This is a genomic window from Paenibacillus antri, assembly GCF_005765165.1.
In the GTDB taxonomy this organism is placed as follows: Bacteria; Bacillota; Bacilli; order Paenibacillales; family YIM-B00363; genus Paenibacillus_AE; species Paenibacillus_AE antri.
In genome coordinates, this window is sequence record NZ_VCIW01000003.1 from 364,918 (window position 1) to 385,294 (window position 20,377).

At 56.6% G+C, this 20,377-nt stretch carries 22 protein-coding genes; 17 read left to right on the forward strand and 5 right to left on the reverse strand.

What is annotated here, in order from left to right; all coding sequences use genetic code 11:
- Positions 1-111: 111 nt before the first annotated feature.
- From FE782_RS07440 to cls, 5 genes are all read left to right on the forward strand, one after another.
- On the forward strand, positions 112-972 hold the full coding sequence (locus FE782_RS07440) for an ABC transporter permease (RefSeq protein WP_138193522.1): 861 nt from the start codon (positions 112-114) through the stop codon (positions 970-972).
- 19 nt (positions 973-991) lie between these two features.
- Positions 992-1,876: a carbohydrate ABC transporter permease gene (locus tag FE782_RS07445; protein WP_138193429.1), complete on the forward strand. Its 885-nt coding sequence runs from the start codon at positions 992-994 to the stop codon at positions 1,874-1,876.
- A 46-nt stretch (positions 1,877-1,922) separates the two neighbouring features.
- A complete protein-coding gene (locus FE782_RS07450) occupies positions 1,923-3,179 on the forward strand; it encodes an alginate lyase family protein (protein WP_138193430.1) in 1,257 nt (418 codons plus the stop codon).
- Positions 3,176-4,282 carry a glycoside hydrolase family 88 protein gene (locus FE782_RS07455; protein ID WP_138193431.1) on the forward strand — a complete coding sequence of 369 codons (1,107 nt, stop codon included), beginning with the start codon at positions 3,176-3,178 and terminating at the stop codon, positions 4,280-4,282. The genes FE782_RS07450 and FE782_RS07455 overlap by 4 nt, the downstream gene beginning before the upstream one ends.
- Before the next feature lie 203 nt (positions 4,283-4,485).
- Positions 4,486-5,931 carry a cardiolipin synthase gene (gene cls / locus FE782_RS07460; protein ID WP_138193432.1) on the forward strand — a complete coding sequence of 482 codons (1,446 nt, stop codon included), beginning with the start codon at positions 4,486-4,488 and terminating at the stop codon, positions 5,929-5,931.
- A gap of 5 nt (positions 5,932-5,936) precedes the next feature.
- On the opposite strand, the gene FE782_RS07465 is transcribed toward cls, so the two are convergent.
- The gene (locus tag FE782_RS07465; RefSeq protein ID WP_138193433.1) at positions 5,937-6,560 is read right to left on the reverse strand and encodes a TVP38/TMEM64 family protein; all 624 of its coding nucleotides are present in this window, start codon (positions 6,558-6,560) and stop codon (positions 5,937-5,939) included.
- Positions 6,561-6,709: 149 nt separating this feature from the next.
- Between FE782_RS07465 and FE782_RS07470 the strand changes: the two genes are divergently transcribed.
- From FE782_RS07470 to FE782_RS07485, 4 genes are all read left to right on the forward strand, one after another.
- Positions 6,710-7,003: a Dabb family protein gene (locus FE782_RS07470; RefSeq protein WP_138193434.1), complete on the forward strand. Its 294-nt coding sequence runs from the start codon at positions 6,710-6,712 to the stop codon at positions 7,001-7,003.
- 129 nt (positions 7,004-7,132) lie between these two features.
- Positions 7,133-7,780: a TetR/AcrR family transcriptional regulator gene (locus FE782_RS07475; protein WP_138193435.1), complete on the forward strand. Its 648-nt coding sequence runs from the start codon at positions 7,133-7,135 to the stop codon at positions 7,778-7,780.
- A 19-nt stretch (positions 7,781-7,799) separates the two neighbouring features.
- Complete coding sequence (locus FE782_RS07480) at positions 7,800-8,831, forward strand: alpha/beta fold hydrolase (protein WP_238392376.1); 1,032 nt, start codon at positions 7,800-7,802, stop codon at positions 8,829-8,831.
- A gap of 13 nt (positions 8,832-8,844) precedes the next feature.
- On the forward strand, positions 8,845-9,243 hold the full coding sequence (locus tag FE782_RS07485; RefSeq protein ID WP_138193436.1) for a hypothetical protein: 399 nt from the start codon (positions 8,845-8,847) through the stop codon (positions 9,241-9,243).
- On the opposite strand, the gene FE782_RS07490 is transcribed toward FE782_RS07485, so the two are convergent.
- Complete coding sequence (locus FE782_RS07490; RefSeq protein WP_138193437.1) at positions 9,221-10,102, reverse strand: pentapeptide repeat-containing protein; 882 nt, start codon at positions 10,100-10,102, stop codon at positions 9,221-9,223. The two genes, FE782_RS07485 and FE782_RS07490, sit on opposite strands and share 23 nt — an antisense overlap.
- A gap of 228 nt (positions 10,103-10,330) precedes the next feature.
- Here FE782_RS07490 and FE782_RS07495 point away from each other — a divergent pair, with 228 nt between their 5' ends.
- From FE782_RS07495 to FE782_RS07510, 4 genes are all read left to right on the forward strand, one after another.
- The gene (locus tag FE782_RS07495) at positions 10,331-11,026 is read left to right on the forward strand and encodes a CPBP family glutamic-type intramembrane protease (protein ID WP_158299280.1); all 696 of its coding nucleotides are present in this window, start codon (positions 10,331-10,333) and stop codon (positions 11,024-11,026) included.
- Between the two features lie 15 nt (positions 11,027-11,041).
- A complete protein-coding gene (locus tag FE782_RS07500; RefSeq protein ID WP_158299281.1) occupies positions 11,042-11,677 on the forward strand; it encodes a TetR/AcrR family transcriptional regulator in 636 nt (211 codons plus the stop codon).
- Positions 11,678-11,710: 33 nt separating this feature from the next.
- Positions 11,711-13,060 carry an MFS transporter gene (locus FE782_RS07505; protein ID WP_138193440.1) on the forward strand — a complete coding sequence of 450 codons (1,350 nt, stop codon included), beginning with the start codon at positions 11,711-11,713 and terminating at the stop codon, positions 13,058-13,060.
- A 202-nt stretch (positions 13,061-13,262) separates the two neighbouring features.
- A complete protein-coding gene (locus FE782_RS07510) occupies positions 13,263-14,111 on the forward strand; it encodes a hypothetical protein (protein WP_138193441.1) in 849 nt (282 codons plus the stop codon).
- Between the two features lie 15 nt (positions 14,112-14,126).
- Here the strand turns inward: FE782_RS07510 and FE782_RS07515 are convergent, their stop codons facing one another.
- On the reverse strand, positions 14,127-15,308 hold the full coding sequence (locus FE782_RS07515) for a serine hydrolase domain-containing protein (RefSeq protein WP_138193442.1): 1,182 nt from the start codon (positions 15,306-15,308) through the stop codon (positions 14,127-14,129).
- A gap of 118 nt (positions 15,309-15,426) precedes the next feature.
- On the opposite strand from FE782_RS07515, the gene FE782_RS07520 reads away from it, so the two are divergent.
- The 3 genes from FE782_RS07520 to FE782_RS32230 are packed head-to-tail and all read left to right on the forward strand — an operon-like array spanning position 15,427 to position 17,551.
- Positions 15,427-15,966: a PadR family transcriptional regulator gene (locus FE782_RS07520; protein ID WP_138193443.1), complete on the forward strand. Its 540-nt coding sequence runs from the start codon at positions 15,427-15,429 to the stop codon at positions 15,964-15,966.
- A 24-nt stretch (positions 15,967-15,990) separates the two neighbouring features.
- On the forward strand, positions 15,991-17,370 hold the full coding sequence (locus FE782_RS07525; protein WP_138193444.1) for an MATE family efflux transporter: 1,380 nt from the start codon (positions 15,991-15,993) through the stop codon (positions 17,368-17,370).
- 31 nt (positions 17,371-17,401) lie between these two features.
- A complete protein-coding gene (locus FE782_RS32230) occupies positions 17,402-17,551 on the forward strand; it encodes a hypothetical protein (protein ID WP_158299282.1) in 150 nt (49 codons plus the stop codon).
- Here FE782_RS32230 and FE782_RS07530 read toward each other — a convergent pair.
- Positions 17,546-18,052, reverse strand: coding sequence for a DUF3189 family protein (locus FE782_RS07530; RefSeq protein WP_138193445.1), 507 nt, complete (start codon positions 18,050-18,052; stop codon positions 17,546-17,548). The two genes, FE782_RS32230 and FE782_RS07530, sit on opposite strands and share 6 nt — an antisense overlap.
- An 84-nt stretch (positions 18,053-18,136) precedes the next feature.
- Positions 18,137-18,793: a TetR/AcrR family transcriptional regulator gene (locus tag FE782_RS07535; protein WP_138193446.1), complete on the reverse strand. Its 657-nt coding sequence runs from the start codon at positions 18,791-18,793 to the stop codon at positions 18,137-18,139.
- A 147-nt stretch (positions 18,794-18,940) separates the two neighbouring features.
- Here FE782_RS07535 and FE782_RS07540 point away from each other — a divergent pair, with 147 nt between their 5' ends.
- Positions 18,941-20,314, forward strand: a complete 1,374-nt coding sequence (locus tag FE782_RS07540) for a cytochrome P450 (protein ID WP_138193447.1) — start codon at positions 18,941-18,943, stop codon at positions 20,312-20,314.
- Positions 20,315-20,377 lie beyond the last annotated feature (63 nt).

Sequence of the window (20,377 nt, forward strand, 5' to 3'; positions counted from 1 at the left end):
CGAAAGGGGAGAGCCGGGGGTTGACCTCCGCTCTCCCTTTCGCTTCCGCGGAAAACGGAGGGACGACAAGTGGCGGGGAAACGCTGGAAACTGGAAATACCGCTGCATCTGATGCTGCTGCCGGGTTTGATCCTCATTTTGGTATATAGCTACGGCCCGATGGCGGGCATCGCCATCGCGTTCCAGAAATTTTTCCCGACGACCGGCGTCTTCGGCTCGAAGTGGGTGGGACTCGATAACTTCGAATACGTGTTTAAGCTGCCGAGCTTCGCGAACGTCTTGCGGAACACCGTCTTTATTTCCTTCATGAAAATCGTCGTCGGCCAAATCGTCCCGATCGTCGTCGCGTTGCTCCTGAACGAAATCGTCAGGAAGGCGTACAAGCGGACGGTGCAGACGTTCATTTATTTGCCGCATTTCTTGTCTTGGGTCATTCTGGGCGGCGTCCTCGTCGATATTCTCTCGCCGTCCGAAGGGATCGTCAATCATCTCTTGGCGTCGTTCGGCGCGGCCAAGCCGATCTTCTTCCTCGCGGACAATCGGTGGTTCCCGTACGTGCTGGTCATGAGCGACGTCTGGAAGGACTTCGGCTTCAGCACGATCGTATACCTCGCGGCGCTCACGTCGATTAACCCGGCGCTGTACGAGGCGGCGGTCGTCGACGGCGCGAATCGATGGAAGCAGACGCTGCACATTACGCTGCCCGGCATGGTGCCGATCGTCGTCTTAATGGCGACGCTGAGCCTCGGCCAAATATTGAACGCCGGGTTCGACCAAGTGTTCAACCTGTACAGCCCGATCGTGTACGAATCCGGAGACATTCTGGATACGTTCGTGTACCGGCTCGGTCTCGTAGAATTCCAATACGGCGTCGCGACGGCCGTAGGGTTGTTTAAATCCGTCGTATCGCTCCTCTTTATCGCCGGTTCCTACTACTTGGCGTACCGGTACGCGAACTACAGAATTTTCTAGGGAGGAGGTCGGTCCGGCCATGGTTCAACAAAAATCGGCGGCAAGAACGCTGTTTACCGCATTTAATTATACGTTCCTCGGCGCGTTGGCGCTGCTTTGCATCGCGCCGCTCGTTCACATCTTCGCCGTATCGTTCAGCGCGAGCAGCGCGGCGACCGCGGGGCTGGTCGGCTTGTGGCCCGTCGAGTTCACGACGAAGTCGTACGGTTTCGTCATGGAGAACGACCTGTTCCTGCGGGCGATGCTCGTCTCGATTCAACGGGTCGCGCTCGGGGTAACGATCGGCATCGGGCTGTGCGTGCTGATCGCCTATCCGCTGTCGAAGGAGGTTAAGGATTTCCGATTCCGAACGGCGTACGTGTGGGTGTTCGTCTTCACGATGCTCTTCCACGGCGGCTTGATTCCGAGTTATATCGTCGTGAAGGAAACCGGCATCATGAATACGATCTGGGCGCTCGTTCTGCCCGGCGCGGTGAACGTATTCAACTGCATTTTGCTGCTCAACTTCTTCCGCGCGCTGCCGAAGGAATTGCTCGAAGCCTCCTTCATCGACGGAGCCGGCCATTCGTCGACGCTGTGGCGGGTCGTCCTTCCGGTGTCGACGCCGGCGCTCGCCACCATTACGCTGTTCGCCGTCGTGGGACATTGGAACCAATGGTTCGACGGCTTAATTTACATTAACGATCCGAAGCGGCTGCCGCTGCAGAGCTACCTGCAGACGATTATCGTGCAGAAGGATTTCAGCGAGCTGACGGCGGAAGACTTGGCGAACGTCGGCATCGTCTCCGACCGGACGGTGAAGGCGGCGCAAATTTTCCTTGGATCGCTGCCGATTTTGCTCGTCTACCCGTTCCTGCAGAAATATTTCATGTCGGGCATCGTGATGGGCAGCGTGAAGGAATGAGTTCGATCAAGCGGAAGGCGACGAATAGAGAGGAGAGAACGACGAAATGACGGAGAAACAGTGGGAACGGCTCGATACGAAGAGGGAGGCGTGGGCGCCCGACGAGGCGCTGCGGACGATCGCGGGCCGCAAGGAACGGCCGGCGACGCGGGAAGCGGTCCGGAAGCTGATCGGCGAAGCGGAGACGTGGCTGACCGCTCCGCGCTTCCACGTGATGAACAAGAAGCATACGCCGCCTTCGCGCGATAAACACGACTATATGAGCTTGTCGGTGTACAATTGGCCGAACCCGAACACGCCGGACGGGTTGCCGTACGTCACGAGGGACGGCCTCGTCAATCCGGAGGTGGAAGACTACGACCGTCCTTCGATGAGCCGCATGGTTTCGGGCGTGGAGACGCTGGCGCTCGCCTACGCGGCGACGGGGGACGAACGATACGCGGCCAAGGGCGCGGCGCTGCTCGACGCCTGGTTCCTCGATCCGGCGACGCGGATGAATCCGCATATGCTGTACGCGCAATACATCCCCGGGAACGGCGGGTTCGACCGCCCGGAACGATACCCGGCCGTCTACGTGCCGGGCGTCGACGGAGAGGGGATTTACGTCGCGTTCGGCGGCGTCATCGAGGGCTGCAGGCTCGTCCCGCTCGTCAACGTCATCCCGCTGCTCGAGACGAGCCGCCATTGGGACGAACGCCGGGCGGCCGGTCTGCGCGACTGGTTCCGCTCCTTCCTGCGGTGGCTGCTTGAGCATCAGCACGGGAAAGACGAAGCCGGCTGCCTCAATAACCACGGTTCTTGGTATTGCAGCCAGATCGTCACCTACGCGCTCTTCGCGGGCGAGGAACGCATCGCCCGGACGTTCCTCGAACGGAACGTGCCCGAGCGCATCGCGATGCAGATCGCGCCCGACGGCAGCCAGCCCGAGGAAATATATCGCGCGATTCCGTTCCACTATACCGTCTTCGGACTGCTGTCGTTTTGCAACAATGCGGTGCGCGCCGCCGAGCTCGGCATCGGTCTGTGGGGGTACGAGACGGCCGACGGCCGCGGCATCAAGCGCGCGCTCGATTGGCTGGTCCCGTACGTACTGGAGCCGTCGACATGGCCGTATCGGTCCGTCAAGCCGATCGAGGAGTCGCTGCCGGACGCCGCCGCGCTTCTGTCCATGGCTTATCGCGCTTACGGCGATCCCGTCTACTTGCGCGCTTGGTCGAGTCTGCCGGAGAGCGCCTACCCTCGGGACCACCGGTACCGGCTCTTGTTCCCGCTGCCGTTGTCGGAGGAGGGGGAAGAAGCATGAGCGCGGGCGAATCGCCATGGGCGAATGAGGCGTTGGCTCGGGCGGTCGCCAAGATCGCCGCGAACAGCCGGCGCATCGGCGCGTCGTTCCCGCACAAGGCGACCGAAGGCCGGTACGATGCGGAAGCGATCGACTGGTGGACGAACGGCTTCTGGCCCGGCTTGTTATGGCTGGCATACATGGAGACGGGCGATCCGTCGCTGTCCGCGCTCGCGCAATCGTGCGAGGCTGCGCTGGACCGCGCGCTCACTGAATTCTACGGTCTCCATCACGACGTCGGCTTTATGTGGACGCTGTCCGCGACGGCGCAGTACAAGCTGCTTGGGACGGAGTCGTCGAAGCGAAGAGGGCTCATCGCAGCCAGTTACTTGGCTTCCCGGTTCAACTTGAAAGGCCGCTTCGTGCGGGCATGGAACGACGACCGGCCCGGCTGGGTCATCATCGACAGCTTAATGAATATGCCGTTGTTGTACTGGGCTTCCGAGGTCGCGAACGACCCTCGCTTTCGGTTCGTCGCGGAAGCGCATACGGAGACGGTGCTCCGGGAGTTTATCCGGCCGGACGGCTCCAGCCATCACATCGTCTGCTTCGATCCGCGCACGGGCCGGCGGGAAAGAGCGCTCGCCGGGCAAGGCTATCGGGAGGACTCGGCATGGAGCCGGGGGCAGGCTTGGGCGCTGTACGGCTTGGCGTTAGCGTATCGCTACACGAAGGAACCGGCGTATCTGGCCGCCGCAGGCCGCGTCGCGGATTTTTTCCTTGCGGGCTTGCCGGAGGACGCCGTTCCGTATTGCGACTTCAAGCCGGACGGCGAAGAGACGATCCGGGACAGCTCCGCGGCGGCGTGCGCGGCGAGCGGCATGCTGGAGCTGTGCCGGTGGCTTCCGGGGCAGGCCGGGGCCAGGTACCGGGAAGGCGCCGTCCGCATCTTGAAATCGCTGTACGAGCGTTACGGCGCGTGGGATCGCGAAGATGAAGAGGGACTGATCGTGAAGGGGGCGGTCGACTGCCACCAGAAACGGCAAGTGTCGCTCATCTACGGCGACTTCTTCTTCGCCGAGGCGCTGCAGAAAGCCGCAACCGGTAAGCATTTCTTCTGGTAACGACGTATTCCGACGTCGCACGCCTCGGGGAAGGTTCCCCGAGGCGTGCTTCCGTTTAGGAACCCTTACTTTCGGACTATGCCGTAAAAATTTAATGATGTATAATATTACCTTGCGAGAGCAGTCTTTTTTGCGTCGGGGCGTGGATTTTTCTTACGCGCATGATACATTATGTAGAGAAGCCGTATCGAGGGAGGCGTCGCATGTTCTCATACGATAATATCAGTATTTTGGTCACGTTATTGAATATCGGGTTGGCCGGCTTCGTCATCTTCCTCGAGCGGCGGAACGTCGCGGCCACCTGGGCATGGCTGATGGTGCTGTTGTTTCTGCCGATCGTCGGGTTCGTCGCCTATGTGTTCTTCGCGCAAAATTTAAGCAAGCGGAAGATGTATAAGCTCGAACGCGAAACCGAGATGCGGCTGGCGGGCATCATCGAAGCGCAGCGTTCGGAGTTCAAAGAGCGCGCGCTGCCGTTCCGGGATCCGGTCATGAACCGATACCGCGACTTGATGTATATGAATCTGAAGAGCAGCTCCGCCGTCTTCACCCAAAGCAACGACGTCCGCGTCTTTACCGACGGACGCGAGAAGTTCGAAACGCTGCTCGCCGAAATTCGAGAGGCGAAGGAGAGCATCCATCTCCTATACTATATCGTCAAGGACGACGCGCTCGGGAATCGGATTCTCGACGCATTGATCGAGAAGGCGGAGGCCGGCGTCGAGGTTCGCTTTCTGTACGATCAGATCGGGAGCTACCGGCTGTCCTCAAGCTTCTTCCAACGATTGACGAAAGCGGGCGGGCATGCCGCGGCGTTCTTCCCTTCGAAAATTCCGTATTTGAACATTCGCGTGAACTACCGGAACCATCGCAAGCTCGTCGTCATCGACGGGAAATACGGATACATAGGCGGCTTTAATATCGGAGACGAGTATCTCGGTCTCGATCCGCGGCTCGGCTATTGGCGCGATACGCATCTGCGCATCGTGGGCACCGCCGTGCTTCAGATGCAGATTCAATTCATGTTGGATTGGAATTTGGCATCGCACGCGAAGATTACCGCGGACGAGAAATATTTCCCGGCGTCGGGGCTGCAGGGCGACGTCGGCGTCCAGATCGTCTCGAGCGGTCCGAACTTCTCGATCGAGCATACGCGCAACGTCTATTTGAAAATGATTCACTCGGCGAAGGAACGCGTCTATATCCAAACGCCGTATTTCATACCGGACGAGAGCGTACTGACCGCGCTGAAGATGGCCGTCCTGTCCGGCGTCGACGTTCGAATCATGATCCCGGGCAGGCCGGACAAACGGATGGTGTATTGGGCTTCCTTTTCATACTTGGGCGATTTATTGCAATTGGGGATGCGCTGCTTCCTGTACGACCGCGGATTTCTGCACGCGAAGACGATCGTCGTCGACGGCGAGATCGCTTCGGTCGGCACCGCGAACTTCGACATTCGCAGCTTCCGCTTGAATTTCGAAGTGAACGCCGTGCTGTACGATACCGATACCGCAGGGCGGCTGCGGAGCATCTTCGAGGAAGATATGACGTATTGCCGCGAGTTGACGTTCGAAGAATATCAAAACCGCTCCAAGGGGGAGCGGTTCCGCGAATCTTGCATCCGGCTGCTGTCGCCGATCTTGTAGTTTCGTCAGGCGGGTTCGGTGGCGGAGTCGCTCCGAGGCGCTTCGTCGGCGAAGCGCGCGTTGATCCGCTTGCTCAGGACGAGAGACGCCGCGACCAAGGCGAGAACGAAGAGCAGGCGCCAGGGCTGCTCGAAGTAGACGCCGGGATCGTGCCCGAAGTACGAGATCGTAAAGATCATAATCGCTTTGCCCCCGGAGACGGCGAGCGCGAACGAACGAGCGTTCATGCGCGTCAAGGCGGCCGCCGTATTGACGACGACGAACGGTCCCGCGGGGAGAAGGCTCAGCAAAAACACGTAACTGAACGCGCGCCGCCGGATCCAGTGCATCGCTCTCGCGACCTTCGGTCTGCGGCTCCACCGCAGCATGATCGGATGCTCCGCGATTTTGCGAACGATCAGGAACGTCGTCATACAGCCGGCGACCATGCCGATCCACGTATAGAGAAAGCCCAGCCAAAGCCCGTACGCGACGGCGTTCCACCCGACGATGACGATCGTCGGAAGCGGAGGGACGAACGACTTGAGGAACGGGACGAGCAAACCGGGCAACGGTCCCCACGCACGATAACGGTCCAGCCATTCCGCGAGGCGTTCCTCGGTCAATATAGAGAGAAGGTCGGCGATCATGCTTGCGCTCACCTGTTTTCGATAAATTTTCTAACGACGGCACTTGTTCCATAGTACTAGAAGGAAGTGATAGCGACAAGGGCGAGCGCTTGCTCTTCCGCACTCCGCCCTGTAAAATGGAACTTTACTGAAAACAAGGAGGACTCATTGTGATCCAACGCACAGTATTGTTGAAATTCGACGAAGCGACGACGCCGGAGACGCTCCAGGAGGTTATCGCGCGATTCAAAGCGCTGAAGAACGACCTGACGGGCGTCGCGGAAATTCACGCGGGACTCAATATGGCGGAGCGCAGCAAGGAATACCAGGTCGTTCTGATGGTGCGGTTCGAGGATCGCGCCGCGCTGGAGGCGTACACCGTCAACGAGCGGCATCAAGCGGTCGCGGCGTTCATCCGCGATTCGGGCCGACTTGACAGTATCGGAGTCGACATCGAAATCTAATACATCAGCAGAGAACGATCTCCCTGAGGGTGGAGGTCGTTTTTTATTTCTCTTGACGGCTAACGATCGTTAGCTTATTATTTGGGTAACGAACGTTAGCTTCCTGAAAGGAGCGTGAACCGAATCTCGATGGAAAGAACTTATATCGATCTTGCATCGAACCCGATCGCAAGCCCGACGAAAATCAAAATTTTGGAGGCCGCCATCGAGCTGTTCTCGAAGCGCGGCTTCAGCGGCGCATCGGTTCGAGACATTACGAACGAAGTCGGCATTAAGGAAAGCTCGCTGTATAAACATTTCAAAAATAAAGACGAAATTTTGGAGACGATCTTCGCGTTCTTCCGCAAGGAAGCGGACAAGATCTTGCCGCCGATGGAGCATCTCGACTTCATCGCGGAGAAGATGAATCTCGTCGAATTTCTAGAACGGGGCATGCAGAACTTTAAACGGCATCTCGACGACGAGATCAATCAGAAAATATGGCGGATCATGTACATCGAGCTGTTTCGGCATCCGATGGCGAAGGATATTTACAGGAACGGCATCGTGAAGCGAACGGTCGATTGCTTAGAGGTCGTGTTCGCGAAGATGATCGAGCGAGGCAAGATGGTCACCCGAGATCCGAAGCGGCTTGCGATCGAGTATCAATACCCGCTGTATCCGATCATCGTGGAATACAACTTGCTGATGTCCGAAGGGAAATCGACGGAGGAGATCGATGCCCAGGTTATCGAACATATCCGGTATTTCGCGGATCAATGCGGCGTCACTTCATGATCGAGCAGGAGGCGAATTTGTGCGTATTTTTGCGAAGAAACCCGACTTCACGATTCCTGAGACCGGCATCAGCGCCGTAGAGAAGGTGAAGGTAGGTGGGATCGATCAATATTTGCTCCTTCAGGGAGAAAGGAAGGACAACCCGATCTTGTTATTCCTCCACGGCGGACCGTCCATGCCGCTGCCGGGCGTATCGTCGAGAGGCAGGGATTACACGGTCGCGACCAATACGAGAGAGCTTGTCAAGCATTATGTCGTCGCGTTCTGGGATCAACGCGGGACGGGCAAGTCGTATTCCGCCGGCATCGCTCCGGAGAGCATGACTTTAGAACAATTCGTCAGCGACGCGAACGACATCGTCGACTTGCTGTCAGCGCGATTCGGGCAGCGGAAGCTGTACCTCGCCGGCCATTCCTTCGGTACGTTGATCGGCTTGACGCTCGCCAAGCGGTATCCTGAGAAGTTTCATTCTTACACAGGACTTTCCCAGATCGTCAGCTGGTCGGAAAACGATAAACTTAGCTACGTCTGGGCGTTGAAGGAAGCCCGGCGGCGAAAGCACAAGAAAGCTCTCGCGGAGCTCGAAGCGGTCGGCGAACCTCCCTATCTGGAAGGCTTGGAGCAGTGGGGCGTGCTGCGAAAGTGGCAAACCCGCTTCCAATCGTTGGTATATTCCGATGAGACGATTCGGCATCCGGGACTCGTCCGCGTGACGATGGACATGTTCCGATCGAAGGATTACGGCTTGCAGGATGTCGTGAATTCGTTCTACCGCGGGTTCAAGCTGGTCTATGCGGGGCCGTTCCTCGATGCGCTGCCGTCGATCGATATGGCGGACACCGTCCGAGAGATCGACATTCCGGTTACGTTCATTCACGGCCGAAAGGACGTTCACGTGCACGGGGAGCTCGTTCGGCGTTATGCCGACAACCTAGAGGCGAAGCGGGGGAAACGGCTGATCTGGGTCGATCATTCCTCGCATCTGTTCCACCCGATCGACACGAAGCAAATCGAAAGCATTCTGATTCAAGAAAAATCGAGAACGCGATAGGAGAATACTGCCGATGAACGAAGCTCTTATCCCGATCGCCGCCGGCCTCTTCGTAGTCATAACGGTCGGCATCGCCGGATTTCAACTTTTGTTATTTCTTGGATATCCGCTCGCCGCTTATAGCTGGGGAGGGGCGCACGAAGGCGTATTGCCGCCGCGTCTGCGTCGAATGAGCCTTCTTTCGGCGCCGCTGCTCCTTGCAATGGGCGCTGTTATGTTAGTACATACGAACTTGATCGAGATCGGAATCCCGCTGCCTACGGAAATATTGGTATGGGCGATTACGGCGTTCCTGGGGCTTTCCACGCTCGGGAACCTCGCTTCCCGGAGCAAGAAGGAGAAGCTTGTCATGACGCCGATCGCGGGCATCGCGTTCGCGTCCAGCCTGTTCATTTGCGTCGCGACGCTTTAAATTCGTATTCTCCGGTCGACCAATGCGGCGGACGAGCGAAGGCGGGCGGCAGCTTCGTGCCCGCGTCCCCTAAAGCCGCGTTCAGCTGAGCTTGGGTGAGGAAGAGGCCGCCGGCGAGGTTCGCCCCTCTCACGTCCGCGTCGCGGAAGTCGGCGCCGATCAAGTCGGCCCCGCTCAGGTCCGCGCCGCGAAGGTCGGCGGCAATCAAGAAGGCGCCTCGTAAATTGGCGCCGCGAAGGTCGGCGCCTCGCAAGTTGGCGCCGACGAGGTCTGCGCCGCGACCGTACGTCTTCCGCCGGCGGGAAGGCGGGATTCGAGCGAGCGTCTCGGCGCGAACCAGCTCGGCGGTGCGCAAGAGCAGCGCGTTGACGTTCGCCCGATGCGCCGCCACGTCGACGTTCGCGATTCGCTCGGGATCGAGGGACGCGAGACGTTCGGTCTCTTCCAGCGATTCGCGCAGGGCGGCTCGAATCGGTTCGGCGGCCGGCAGCTCGAGCGCCTCGGAGAGATACCAGAGCAGCTCGTGGAGCGAGCGCAGGATCGGGAACGTCTCGAACATCAGCGGCGCGGATTCCGGCGATTTCCGCCAGTCGACGCCGCGGAAGCCGGAGCGGGACAGCTTCTGCCCGGCGCCGAAGCAATCGAACGTCGTGCAGCCCTTCAGGCCGTTGTCCCGCAAGCCGGCATGGATACCGCAGCGGAAGTCTGAACGGAGGTGCCGACAAGGCGTCCCGGCGTCTTTGTCGAAGGCGAAGTCCGCCGAAGCGGCGAAAGGGAGGGCGACGCAGCATAAGCCGAAGCAGTTCTCGCAATCGGCCATCAGATCGCGGCGGCGAGGTTGGATTTGATTATGGTTCATATCATGGTGCTCCTATCTATCGTTTCCTAACGAGTAGTATAAGACAGGTTGAAGAGAGTTTCATTATTTTTTCAATATGAACGAACGTTCACTATTTACAAGTTAACGAACGTTCATTTATAATGAGATTCATTCCATCGAATCCCAAAGGAGAATCATTTCATGAACACTGTCGCGTATCGAACCAAACCGAAAGTCGGGAGCGCCGCTGCAACCCGATGGCCCCTTATGATATCTTTAATCATGCGGACGTCGTTTTTTCTCATTTTCGGACTGGCCATTGCCGGAGCGTTCGCGGCCGCCGGGGCGGAGCATCCGCTCCGAGCCGCGGAGAAGTGGTGGCCGTTCCAAGCGATTCTGGCGAACGTCGCAACGTTCTTCGTCCTTCGAGCTCTCGTCCGGAACGAGGGAGGAAGCTACCGGGCGCTGTTCGGAATGAGAAGGAGTCTTCTTGCGAAAGACGGCAAACAATTCGCCGGCTTACTCGTCGTCGGATTCGTCTTGGGCGGGCTGCCGCTGTATCTGTTCTCCTACTTGATATTAGGGAGCGTCGTTCCTCCGGATCTGATGTTCCAGCCGTTGCCGCTGTGGGCCGCCATCGTCGCAGTCATCGCATTCCCGCTTACGAACGCGCTCGTAGAGACGCCTACGTATATCGGATATGCGTTGCCCCGGCTGCGGGAAGCGACCGGCAAGCTGTGGTCGGCGGCGCTGCTGGCAGGGCTGGCGCTCGCCTTCCAGCATGTGGCCTTGCCGATCGTCGCGGACGTTCCTTATATGCTCTGGCGCTTCGCGGCGTTCATTCCGCTGGCGGTCGCGCTCGGTTTCATCTTTCACCGCACCAATCGGCTGCTTCCGATCGCTGCGGCTCACGGCGTCATGGACCTTCAGCTTGCGGTTACTGTACTTTTGTATTCCATATAAGAAAGGGTGCTTGGATTGGATCAACTATTCCCTGCGAAGGAATCCGGCAACACGAAGCGACGGATCCTGGAAGCCGCCATAGACTTGTTTTCGCTGAACGGGTATTCCGCGGTGTCCGTACGAGAGATTACGAAGCAGGTCGGCATTAAAGAAAGCGCGATGTACAATCACTTCAAGACGAAGGACGATATTCTCGACTCGATTTACCGACTGTTCACGAGCATGAGCGAAGGGAACGGACTGCCCGACGAAGCGCAGCTGAAGGCGATCTTGGAGCATACGGACTTGGAAACGTTCTTGAAGCAGGGGTTCGAAATTTACAAGCGGACGATCGAAAATCCGCTCTTGGTCAAAATATGGAGAATATTGAATATCGAGCAGTACCGCGATCCGCGCGCGCGGGACATTATTCTGACGTATATCTATAAAGGGACGATCGACTTCTTGGAGGCGGCCTTCGCCTTGCTGCAGGAGCAACGGAAAATGAATGACGAGTACAGTCCCAAAGTTTTGGCGATCGAGTATCAATATCCGATCTTCTCGATGATGACGGAATACTTGCTGCTTACGTTCGACGGGAAGGAGACGGACGAGCTCGAGGATCGAGTTCGAAGTCACATCCAGTATTTTACGAAGTATGTAAAAAACTAAATTTTAACGTATACGGAAAAAGGGGAAAACATCATGACGGCGCAAACGAACGTCGTAGTAAACTCGGCCAAGGGCTTGTCCACGCCGGCGGTCACCTTTGTTTTTTTACTTGGGATTTTCATGGGGGCGTTGGACCACGGCATCGTAGGTCCAGCCCTGAGTTCGATCATGGCGGAATACGGGCTTCGAAGCGGCTGGGGGGTCTGGAGCTTTACGGTATACACGTTGTTGTTCGCGGTCAGCATCCCGATTTGCGGGAAGCTGTCCGACCGATTCGGACGCAAGCCTGTCTTCGCTGCGGGCATAGCCTTGTTCGGCATCGGTTCGTTACTGTGCGCGTTCGCCCCGACGTTCTCTGTTTTCTTGCTCGGCCGCGCGGTGCAAGCGATCGGGACGGGCGGCATCTTCCCGATTACAGGGGCTCAGATCGCTGCATCGTACCCGCCCGAGAAGCGGGGCAGAATGTTGGGGTTGATCGGGGTAAGCTTCGGAGTCGGTACGATCCTCGGTCCCGTCGTCGGCGGGTTGATCATCGCCAACTTGCCGTGGCAGTGGATTTTCCTGGTGAACGTTCCGATTTCTATTATCATTCTGTTGCTTATTTCTACATACCGAACGCGGCAGGAAACCGTCCGCAAGCCGATCGATTTCGCAGGGATCGGACTGTTGACCGTCGTCGTCTTCGCGATCATGTACGGCGTGTCCGCCGCCGACTGGAAGTTTATCGCCGCGGGTCTCGTTATCGTTCCGATCTTTCTCCGGATCGAGAAGAGGCAGCCGGATCCGATCCTGAACGTACGGTATGTTACCAACGGCTCTATCGTCGTCTTGTTGATTGGCTCGCTCTTCTCGGGTTACGTCATGGCGACGGCGACGAACATGCTTCCCTACTTCGCGGAGAGAGTCCTAGGGATCCCGAGAGGCGACTCCGGTATCAGCGTAACGCCGCTGGCGATCGCGTCGATGGTCGCTTCGCTCGTCGGCGGCATCCTCGTCGACAAGATCGGCGCGAAGCGAACGCTCGTCGCGGGTTTCGCGCTCGTCGCGGCGGGAGCGCTTTCCTTGGCGTTCTTGGTCGAAGGGTTGCCGGAATTCTTGAGCGTGCTCGTCTTGCTCGGCTTCGGCGTCGGCATCGTCATCGGCGCTCCGCTCAACGTCTTGATGCTGCAAGCGGTCGAACCGAACGAAACCGGGTCGGCGATCGGGTACTTAAGTTTGTTCCGCTCCTTGGGGTCCACCTTGGGACCGACGATGGCAGGCATGTTCCTCGTATCGTTCGCGAACGGCTTCGCCGCCGCCTTCCTCGTTAGCGGGATCGTCTCCGCGGTCGCCATCGTCGTTCTATTAACGTTCGCGAGAGGCGCAAGGCGAGCGGGGCAGTAAATCATCGCTGTAATATACAGTCGGGGAGTATCCTATATGATGCACGTATGAACACGCCGGCGTTCCGAAGCGAAATTCGGATTCCCGTTACGAAAAGAACGACGATGTATACGCCTGAGAGGCCGGCTTCCCGCGAAGCCGGCTTTTCATTTTCCGACGAAAAGTTGGAATGATAAGGAACAGAACAAAGGGGGAACGACCGATGAGCGAAACGTTATTGATGGAACTGAAGATGTTCGTCGAGGAGTTGGAGCGTAAGGAGCGAAGCGCAGTCTATCGCGTGCCGGACGAAGCGGTGAAGAACGTAAAGCGGGCGAAATCGTTGGAGCCGCTGTTGCACGATATGTTCATGCAGGCGATCGGGCCCGGCGGGATTCGTCTAGAGCCGATCCTTCGAAGGGAATTCGGCATCGATGCCGCTCTGACGGACCGTATCGACCAATGGGCTCCATACGACAAGGAACGAATGGCGGACGCGCTGCACGACGCCGTCGATCGAGCGGACATTCGGGCAGGCAACCAAGGGGTGTTCTTCAAGGGGACTCCGAGCCGGGAGGAAGCGCAGGACGCGCTCCGGATGCTCCGAACGATCGCGCATGCCGCGGTCGCGATTCGCTTCGCCGAACGCTCCGCCGGGCCGGAGCCGTATGTCGAGATGCTGGATGGGGCGCTCCGATTTTACGAGCTGCCGAATACGTTCCCGGAAGGAACGCCCGCGGATTACCGCAGCTTGCTATCGGAACGGCGGCTCGCTTCCATGTCGGGGAGCGACGACGTGACGAACGCTTTGAAGGCTTTCGCCAGGGCATGGTATCAGCGATCTTCATTCACCTTCCTGGAGAACCCGGACGACTACTTCTCCTACGAGGAGGTAGAGCCATTGCTTTATGCGTTGACGGAGGAGCAGACGGAGCGGCTTCGGGCTCGATATACCGAGCGGGTCCGGGAGCTTTTCGAGACCGCGAGAAGAAAGAAGGACCTCGACCGCGCGCGGAAATTAACGACGATGCTGGAGACGGTCATCGGCTGGCATCCCCGACCGATCCGATAAACGTCCGATGCTTTTCTATTCCTTTATTCTTTTCAACGTGTTCAATATTTCGATCAGCGCTCTAAAGCTTTTCGTCATCGCCGTCGCGGAGCCGAAATTCATGACGATCCGGATGTCGGAATCGGGGCTGTCGAACATGTGCGCGGCAGTTATCCCGATATGCCCCCTCAACCGCGGGAGGTTTCTCAGCAGGAAGAAGAACTCCTCGAAACGAATCTCCATCATGCCGTACCCGTAACGGATCCCGGTTCGGAATCGGTTCGCGAAGTCGTCCATGACGCGAAGCGATTCCGGACGGAGGAAGCCTCCCTTCCTAAGCGCTTTTAAGAAAGTCATAAGGTCTCCGGTCGTCGTAATCACGCCGCCGCCGGCCCAGTCGCAGCTCATGCTGCGATACCGGCTCATCTCGACGCCGTTCAGCCGGATGTCTTGGATCGGTCTGATTCCGCGTTTCGGTTCGCCGTAGAACATCAAGTAGGAATCGTCCATATGCAAGGGGGAGAACATTCGTTGATCGAGACATTCGCCGAAGGTGATGCCGGTAACGCGTTCCACGATTCGGCCCAGCAAGACGTAACCGGTATCCGAGTAATGAAAGACCGTGCCCGGAATGCCGACGCATCGTTGATGTCGTCTCGTGAAGTCGACCAATCGTTCCGGCGTCCAGAATTCATCGGGGCAGCGAACGATACGTTCCAGGAAAGACGGGGAGCGATGGACGGGACCCTCGAAGTAATCGGCGACGCCCGAGGTGTGTCCGAGCAGCTGCTTGACGGTCGCTTGATTCGCGTAATCCTTGCCTTGATACACGAAGAGACCGCTCAGCTCGGAAGGGGACAAATAATTCGCGACAGGATCGTCGATGGAGAGCGCTCCCTGCTCGGCCAGCTTCATTACGAGCGCGGCGGTGAATACTTTCCCGATGCTGGCCGCATGGAACGGCTGGTCGAGATCGATCGGCGCGCCGTTCAGCGCGGAGAGGCTGCCTTCGGAGAAGCGATAGGCGAAGCTCTCGCTCTCTACGTGAACCTGTAAGCCGCTTTGATCTCGCCCGCTTCGCAGCGCGCGGAAAAAATACGCGTCGAGATGCGTTTTCGCTTCCGCCTTACTTAGAGGTCTCGTAGAAAGGCGGTACAGCGCGAATCCGATCAATCCGACCGCGACGAGAAGGAATAACGCTGCTTCCCAATAGGGCATACCTATCGCCTCCGTGGATGTCGATTGAATTTGTGTTCAAGATATATTACTATTAGGTATATATCCAATAGTATGAGTTAGACAAGTCAGCTGTCAACCGCTTTAAGGAGATCGACCGATGGAATATGTCGTGCTAGGGTTGTTGATCTTGAAAAGTCAGACGCTTTATGAATTGAATAAGGCATTTCAGCAAGGGATCGCGTTGTTTTACAGCGCCAGCTACGGCAGCTTGCAAACGACGTTGAAAAAATCGCTGAACCAAGGGCACATCGGGTTCCATGAACAAGTGGACAACGGCCGCAACAAAAAGGTGTATTTTATTACGGAAGCGGGAACGAAGGCGTTCATGGAGTGGATGGAAGCGGAGCTCCCGACGAGCCGATTGGAATCCGCCGCGCTCACGAAAGTATTTTTCCTGGGCTTGATCGACGGCGCGGAGAAAAGAAGGTTCATTATTCAAGAAATCATTGATAAAATAAAATCCGTCCAAACCGATCTCCAACGTATGGACAAGCGCTTACAACAAATCCAAGCGCCCGATGCGCATTCGGATACGTTCGCCTACCAACGGAAGACGTTGGATTACGGCATCGAGGCGCATCGATTCGCAAGACGTTGGTTCGAGGATCTGCTAGCGGAGCTGCGACAGCTCGAATAGAATGCATAAGAGGAGCGAACCGCCATGGCGATCGGACATTCCTTGCGTTCGATCTTGAACCGATACTTTACCGGAAATTCAATGGATTATAAGCAAACGTTCGGCATTATCCTCCCGATTTTCGTGGATAATGCTTTTCTTGTTTTCATGAGCTTGCTCAATACCGCGATGATCGGTTCCGCAGGCGTCGCGGCGATCAGCGCGGTCAGCATGGTGGAGTCGCTCAACCTGTTTATCGTGAATCTATTTCTGGCGTTGGCCGCGGGCGGAACCGTCATCGTCGCGCAGTACAAAGGCGGCGGGCAGCACGAGATGGTGTCGAAGGCGGTCTCGCAAGCTATCTCGGTCGTTACGATCGTCTCATTATTCATTAGCGTCTCGGTCATCGTCTTTCACGTCGGGATCTTGGATTTTCTATTCGGAGGCGCGGAAGCCGAGGTGTTCGACAATGCCCGAATTTTCTTAATCGGCAGCTGCTTGACGTTCCCGCTCCTCGGGGCGTACCAAGCGGTGACCGGCGCGTTGCGGGGCGTCGGCGCGACCAAGGTCAGCTTGTTCCTGTCGGTCATTATGAACCTTACGAATTTCGTCTTGAACATCGTATTTATCGTACTGATGGACCTAGGGGTCGTTGGCTTGGTATTCTCCTTGATCGCGGCCAGAATCGTAGGGGTGGCCGCATCGATGTATTATTTGATCCGGCATAGTCCCAACCTTCATTTCCAATTGCGTCACCTATGGAAGCTGGATGGGGCGATCGTCAAGAAAATTATGTATATCGGCGTCCCGTTCGCCATGGAGCAGATGTTCTTCAACGGCGGAAAATTGCTGACGCAGACGTATATCGTCCAATTCGGAACGATGGCGCTGACGGTCAACGCGATCGGCAACACGATCGCGGGGGTATACCAAATCGGGGCGAACGCGTTGTCCATCGCGATCGTCACCGTCGTCGGCCAGAGCATCGGACGGAAGGATATCCAGGACGCCAGAAAATTCGTCAAATCGTTCGTCGGTCTGTCCACGATTTGGTTCGGGCTCGCGTCGGCGGTCATCTTGCCGTTCTTCCCGTATCTCGTACGACTGTTTTCCCCGCCCGAAGGCATTATCCCGACGGTCTTTACGTTAGTCGTCTTGATCGCGATCGCGCAGCCGCTGTTCTGGACGCTGAGCTTCTTATTGCCGTCGGCGTTGCGGGCAGCCGGGGATTCCAAATACACGTCGATTACGGCGCTGCTCACGATGTGGTTGGTTCGAGTCGTGCTCGGTTACATATTGGGCGTAACGCTTGGATTCGGCATTATCGGCGTCTGGGTCGCCATGATCGTCGAATGGGGCGTTCGCGGGCTGATTTTCGTTTGGAGGTTCAAGGGGGATAAGTGGTACCGTCACGACTTGGTATAGAACCTGTTCGGAATAGGAGAAATCAATTCACGTGATGACGACGCCGATCGTATCCAGCAAGCTGTATATTCCTGCGCCGCGCGCGAACGCGGCGTCCCGCCCTCGGCTGTTGGAACGCTTTGAACGAGCTCGATTCCGATCGGTCCGTATCGATCAAGGCTCCGGGTCCGCGTTCCTATGATGACCGCTTATTATCTAAGACGATCAACTGGGAAGAGGATTGTTTGGCGACGGATTTCGTATGATCCACCAGGTTGACAATATCGCGGTAGGCAATCTTAGCCCCGTAGAGTAACAAGGGGACGCCGATCGCGTCGATTTTCAACCAACGAGACAGCATCCCTCCGAGGGTCATGGGGAGCGGTACCGTCGGAGAAGTGTTTGATAGGACGATCTTCTCGTGCAACCGGTTTTCCTCCATCAACATCGACAACAAATTCACAACCCCCGGAATTAAGATCTTGGACCTGCCCCGCCCCATGGTGTATACCGGGTTCCCTTCGTCGTCGATTCCGTGAAAGAACAGTTTCCCGCGATCCGCATACACAAGCTCGTTGAAGTTATGCGTCGTCAGGATTTCATGTCTGGTCGGCGCTCGCGTCGGAGTTAGCTTCTTCAGATGATACGCCGCGGCCATCACGGTCGTATGGGTACCGCCAAAGTCATTATAGATGTATATCACGAAAACCGCCCCTTCGGTTGGCATCCTGTGTAATCGCTGCGATTCCCCGTCTTGTTCATCCCGTAACCAAAAAATTCTTGAGTATTATTTTCTTTCTTCGCTCCGCCCATACCCTCGACGACGAAGTTCGGTTTCGGTTATTGCATCTTCGCCGCCGGCAAGCCTCGGTTTCCCGATTAATCCGTAGTAGAAAAGACGATCGATATCTTGAAGCATCGCGGGGCTCGAATGCGCCATAAATTCCGGTCGAGCAAGCGCTTCTTTAAACATTTGAATATAAAACAATACCGCTTCTATCGAAAGATTCGGGTCGATACAGCCTTCTTGCTTGCCGATTTGGATCAATTTTCTGAAAAAAGGAATCGTCCGCTCCTCGTAAAACGCTTCGATATACTCGCGAACCGCCGGTTCGCCGCCGAGTTGAACAAGATCCATGCTCACTCGTTCCGCCAATTCGCCCCGACCGCGTAAAAAAAGTTCCATTTTTTCTTGGAAAGGGATCGCTCTCTCTAACATTTCCTCATACTTGTTCATGGATTGATTCATAAGATCGATCAGCGTCATTCGGACGAGCTCTTCCTTGCTGCCGAAATAATTGTAAATGGATACGGGAGATACGTTAGCCAGCTTGGCGATTTCCGCGATACTCGTTTTTTCGATCCCGTATTTGCTGATCAAGTCGATGGTTGCCCTCATAATTTGCTCTTTCTTCTTTTCCGTACGCAATTGATAACCGTTCATATCCGCTCACCCCAAGAAGTACTATACCGAATGTTTTGTAACGTTTCAATTCAACTATTACAAAATTATGTTGCGATCAGCCAATCTCAGTCTTATTATGAATTTAATGAACTATTTCATTACAAAACATAAAAAGGATGTGTGCTCATGAACCGAATACCTGGTCCCCGTTCCATCGCAGGCTGGAGATGGAACATGTTCCGTTTCTTCCGGAATCCGTTCGCCTTTCAGCGGTGGCTGTATGAAACGTACGGCACGCTCTCCGCCCTGGGCCAAGGCGACAAGCCTTCGACGGTTTTCGCTTTCGGTCCCGAGATGAATCGTCAAATCTTGACGAATCCGGATTTTTTCGAGGTCAGTACGGCATTGGTCAAGGTTCCTAAAGACACAAGAATGGGTGAATTGTTTTACAACAACCTAGTGCTCATGTCCGGCGAAAAACATAGACGGCATCGTCGTCTGATGCAGCCGGCTTTCCAACAGGATCAAATTAGACAGTACGGCCGCGATATGGCGACGATAACGGGAAGGCTGGCCGACGAATGGGAGGGAAGGACGGAAATCGACTTGAACGTCGAGATGAAAAAGCTGACGCAGCGAATCGCCGTGAAGACGCTGTTCGGCGTGCAGGACGAGGAAGGTATGGATCGGATGGGATCGCTGATCGACCGAATGACGCGGTCTCTCTTGCTTGTCACGCTCGCGCCCGTCGATATTCCTTTCACTCCTTATCATCGCGCGTTGCGGATTGCGGAGAAACTCCATGCGCGGATTCGTTCCATGATTCATGACAAACGGCGCGATCCGGATGAAACCGATGTACTTGCCGCTCTAATTCGAGCGCATGACGAGGATGACGCGACATTAACGGACGAAGAGCTGATCGGGCATACGTTCTCGCTGTATGTCGCCGGGCACGAAACGACGGCCAACGCCTTGACTTGGGCGCTTTTTCTGCTCGTTCAGCACCCGGATACCTATGCTAGCGTTATGGAGGAGTTGAATGCCGTGCTGAGCGGCAGTCCGCCGACGTTGGAACAGTTGAGCGAACTACCGCTCCTTGACGGCGTGGTCAAAGAGAGCTTGCGTCTGCTGCCGCCGGCCGGAATCGGTACCCGGGTCACCGCCGCTCCCTGCGAACTGGACGGATATTTTCTTCCGGAGCGTACGAACGTCTTTTTTAGTCAGCTCATCACCCATCGGCTGCCGGAACTGTACGAAGAGCCGGACCGGTTCAAGCCGCGGCGATGGGAGACGATCAAACCGTCCGCGTTCGAATATTTGCCGTTCAGCGCGGGACCGCACATGTGTATCGGTTGGCATTTCGCCATGCAGGAGCTCAAGATCGTCCTTGCCGTCCTGCTTCAGCGGTACCGGTTCTCGGTCGTCCGCGACGCTAGAATCAGTCCGAATCTGATGATGCGGCCCGTTCGCGGTATGCCGATGCGCATCGGCCGGCACGACGGAAGGTTCGAACGGGTAACGGTGCGCGGCTCCATCCATCAAATGATCGAATTTTAAGCAGCCGCGACGTCACGGTTGGGATTAGGGTTTCTCGCCATTTTAGGGTAAAATCAATGAAAG

Coding starts and splice junctions, on each gene's coding strand:
- FE782_RS07490 (WP_138193437.1), bottom strand. CDS start 10,102: ATGAACCATAATCAAATCCAACCTCGCCGCCGCGATCTGATGGCCGAT.
- FE782_RS07485 (WP_138193436.1), top strand. CDS start 8,845: ATGAACGAAGCTCTTATCCCGATCGCCGCCGGCCTCTTCGTAGTCATA.
- FE782_RS07520 (WP_138193443.1), top strand. CDS start 15,427: ATGGAATATGTCGTGCTAGGGTTGTTGATCTTGAAAAGTCAGACGCTT.
- FE782_RS07515 (WP_138193442.1), bottom strand. CDS start 15,308: ATGCCCTATTGGGAAGCAGCGTTATTCCTTCTCGTCGCGGTCGGATTG.
- FE782_RS07505 (WP_138193440.1), top strand. CDS start 11,711: ATGACGGCGCAAACGAACGTCGTAGTAAACTCGGCCAAGGGCTTGTCC.
- FE782_RS07510 (WP_138193441.1), top strand. CDS start 13,263: ATGAGCGAAACGTTATTGATGGAACTGAAGATGTTCGTCGAGGAGTTG.
- FE782_RS07525 (WP_138193444.1), top strand. CDS start 15,991: ATGGCGATCGGACATTCCTTGCGTTCGATCTTGAACCGATACTTTACC.
- FE782_RS07465 (WP_138193433.1), bottom strand. CDS start 6,560: ATGATCGCCGACCTTCTCTCTATATTGACCGAGGAACGCCTCGCGGAA.
- FE782_RS07475 (WP_138193435.1), top strand. CDS start 7,133: ATGGAAAGAACTTATATCGATCTTGCATCGAACCCGATCGCAAGCCCG.
- FE782_RS07440 (WP_138193522.1), top strand. CDS start 112: ATGCTGCTGCCGGGTTTGATCCTCATTTTGGTATATAGCTACGGCCCG.
- FE782_RS07535 (WP_138193446.1), bottom strand. CDS start 18,793: ATGAACGGTTATCAATTGCGTACGGAAAAGAAGAAAGAGCAAATTATG.
- cls (WP_138193432.1), top strand. CDS start 4,486: ATGTTCTCATACGATAATATCAGTATTTTGGTCACGTTATTGAATATC.
- FE782_RS07445 (WP_138193429.1), top strand. CDS start 992: ATGGTTCAACAAAAATCGGCGGCAAGAACGCTGTTTACCGCATTTAAT.
- FE782_RS07495 (WP_158299280.1), top strand. CDS start 10,331: ATGATATCTTTAATCATGCGGACGTCGTTTTTTCTCATTTTCGGACTG.
- FE782_RS07450 (WP_138193430.1), top strand. CDS start 1,923: ATGACGGAGAAACAGTGGGAACGGCTCGATACGAAGAGGGAGGCGTGG.
- FE782_RS07455 (WP_138193431.1), top strand. CDS start 3,176: ATGAGCGCGGGCGAATCGCCATGGGCGAATGAGGCGTTGGCTCGGGCG.
- FE782_RS07540 (WP_138193447.1), top strand. CDS start 18,941: ATGAACCGAATACCTGGTCCCCGTTCCATCGCAGGCTGGAGATGGAAC.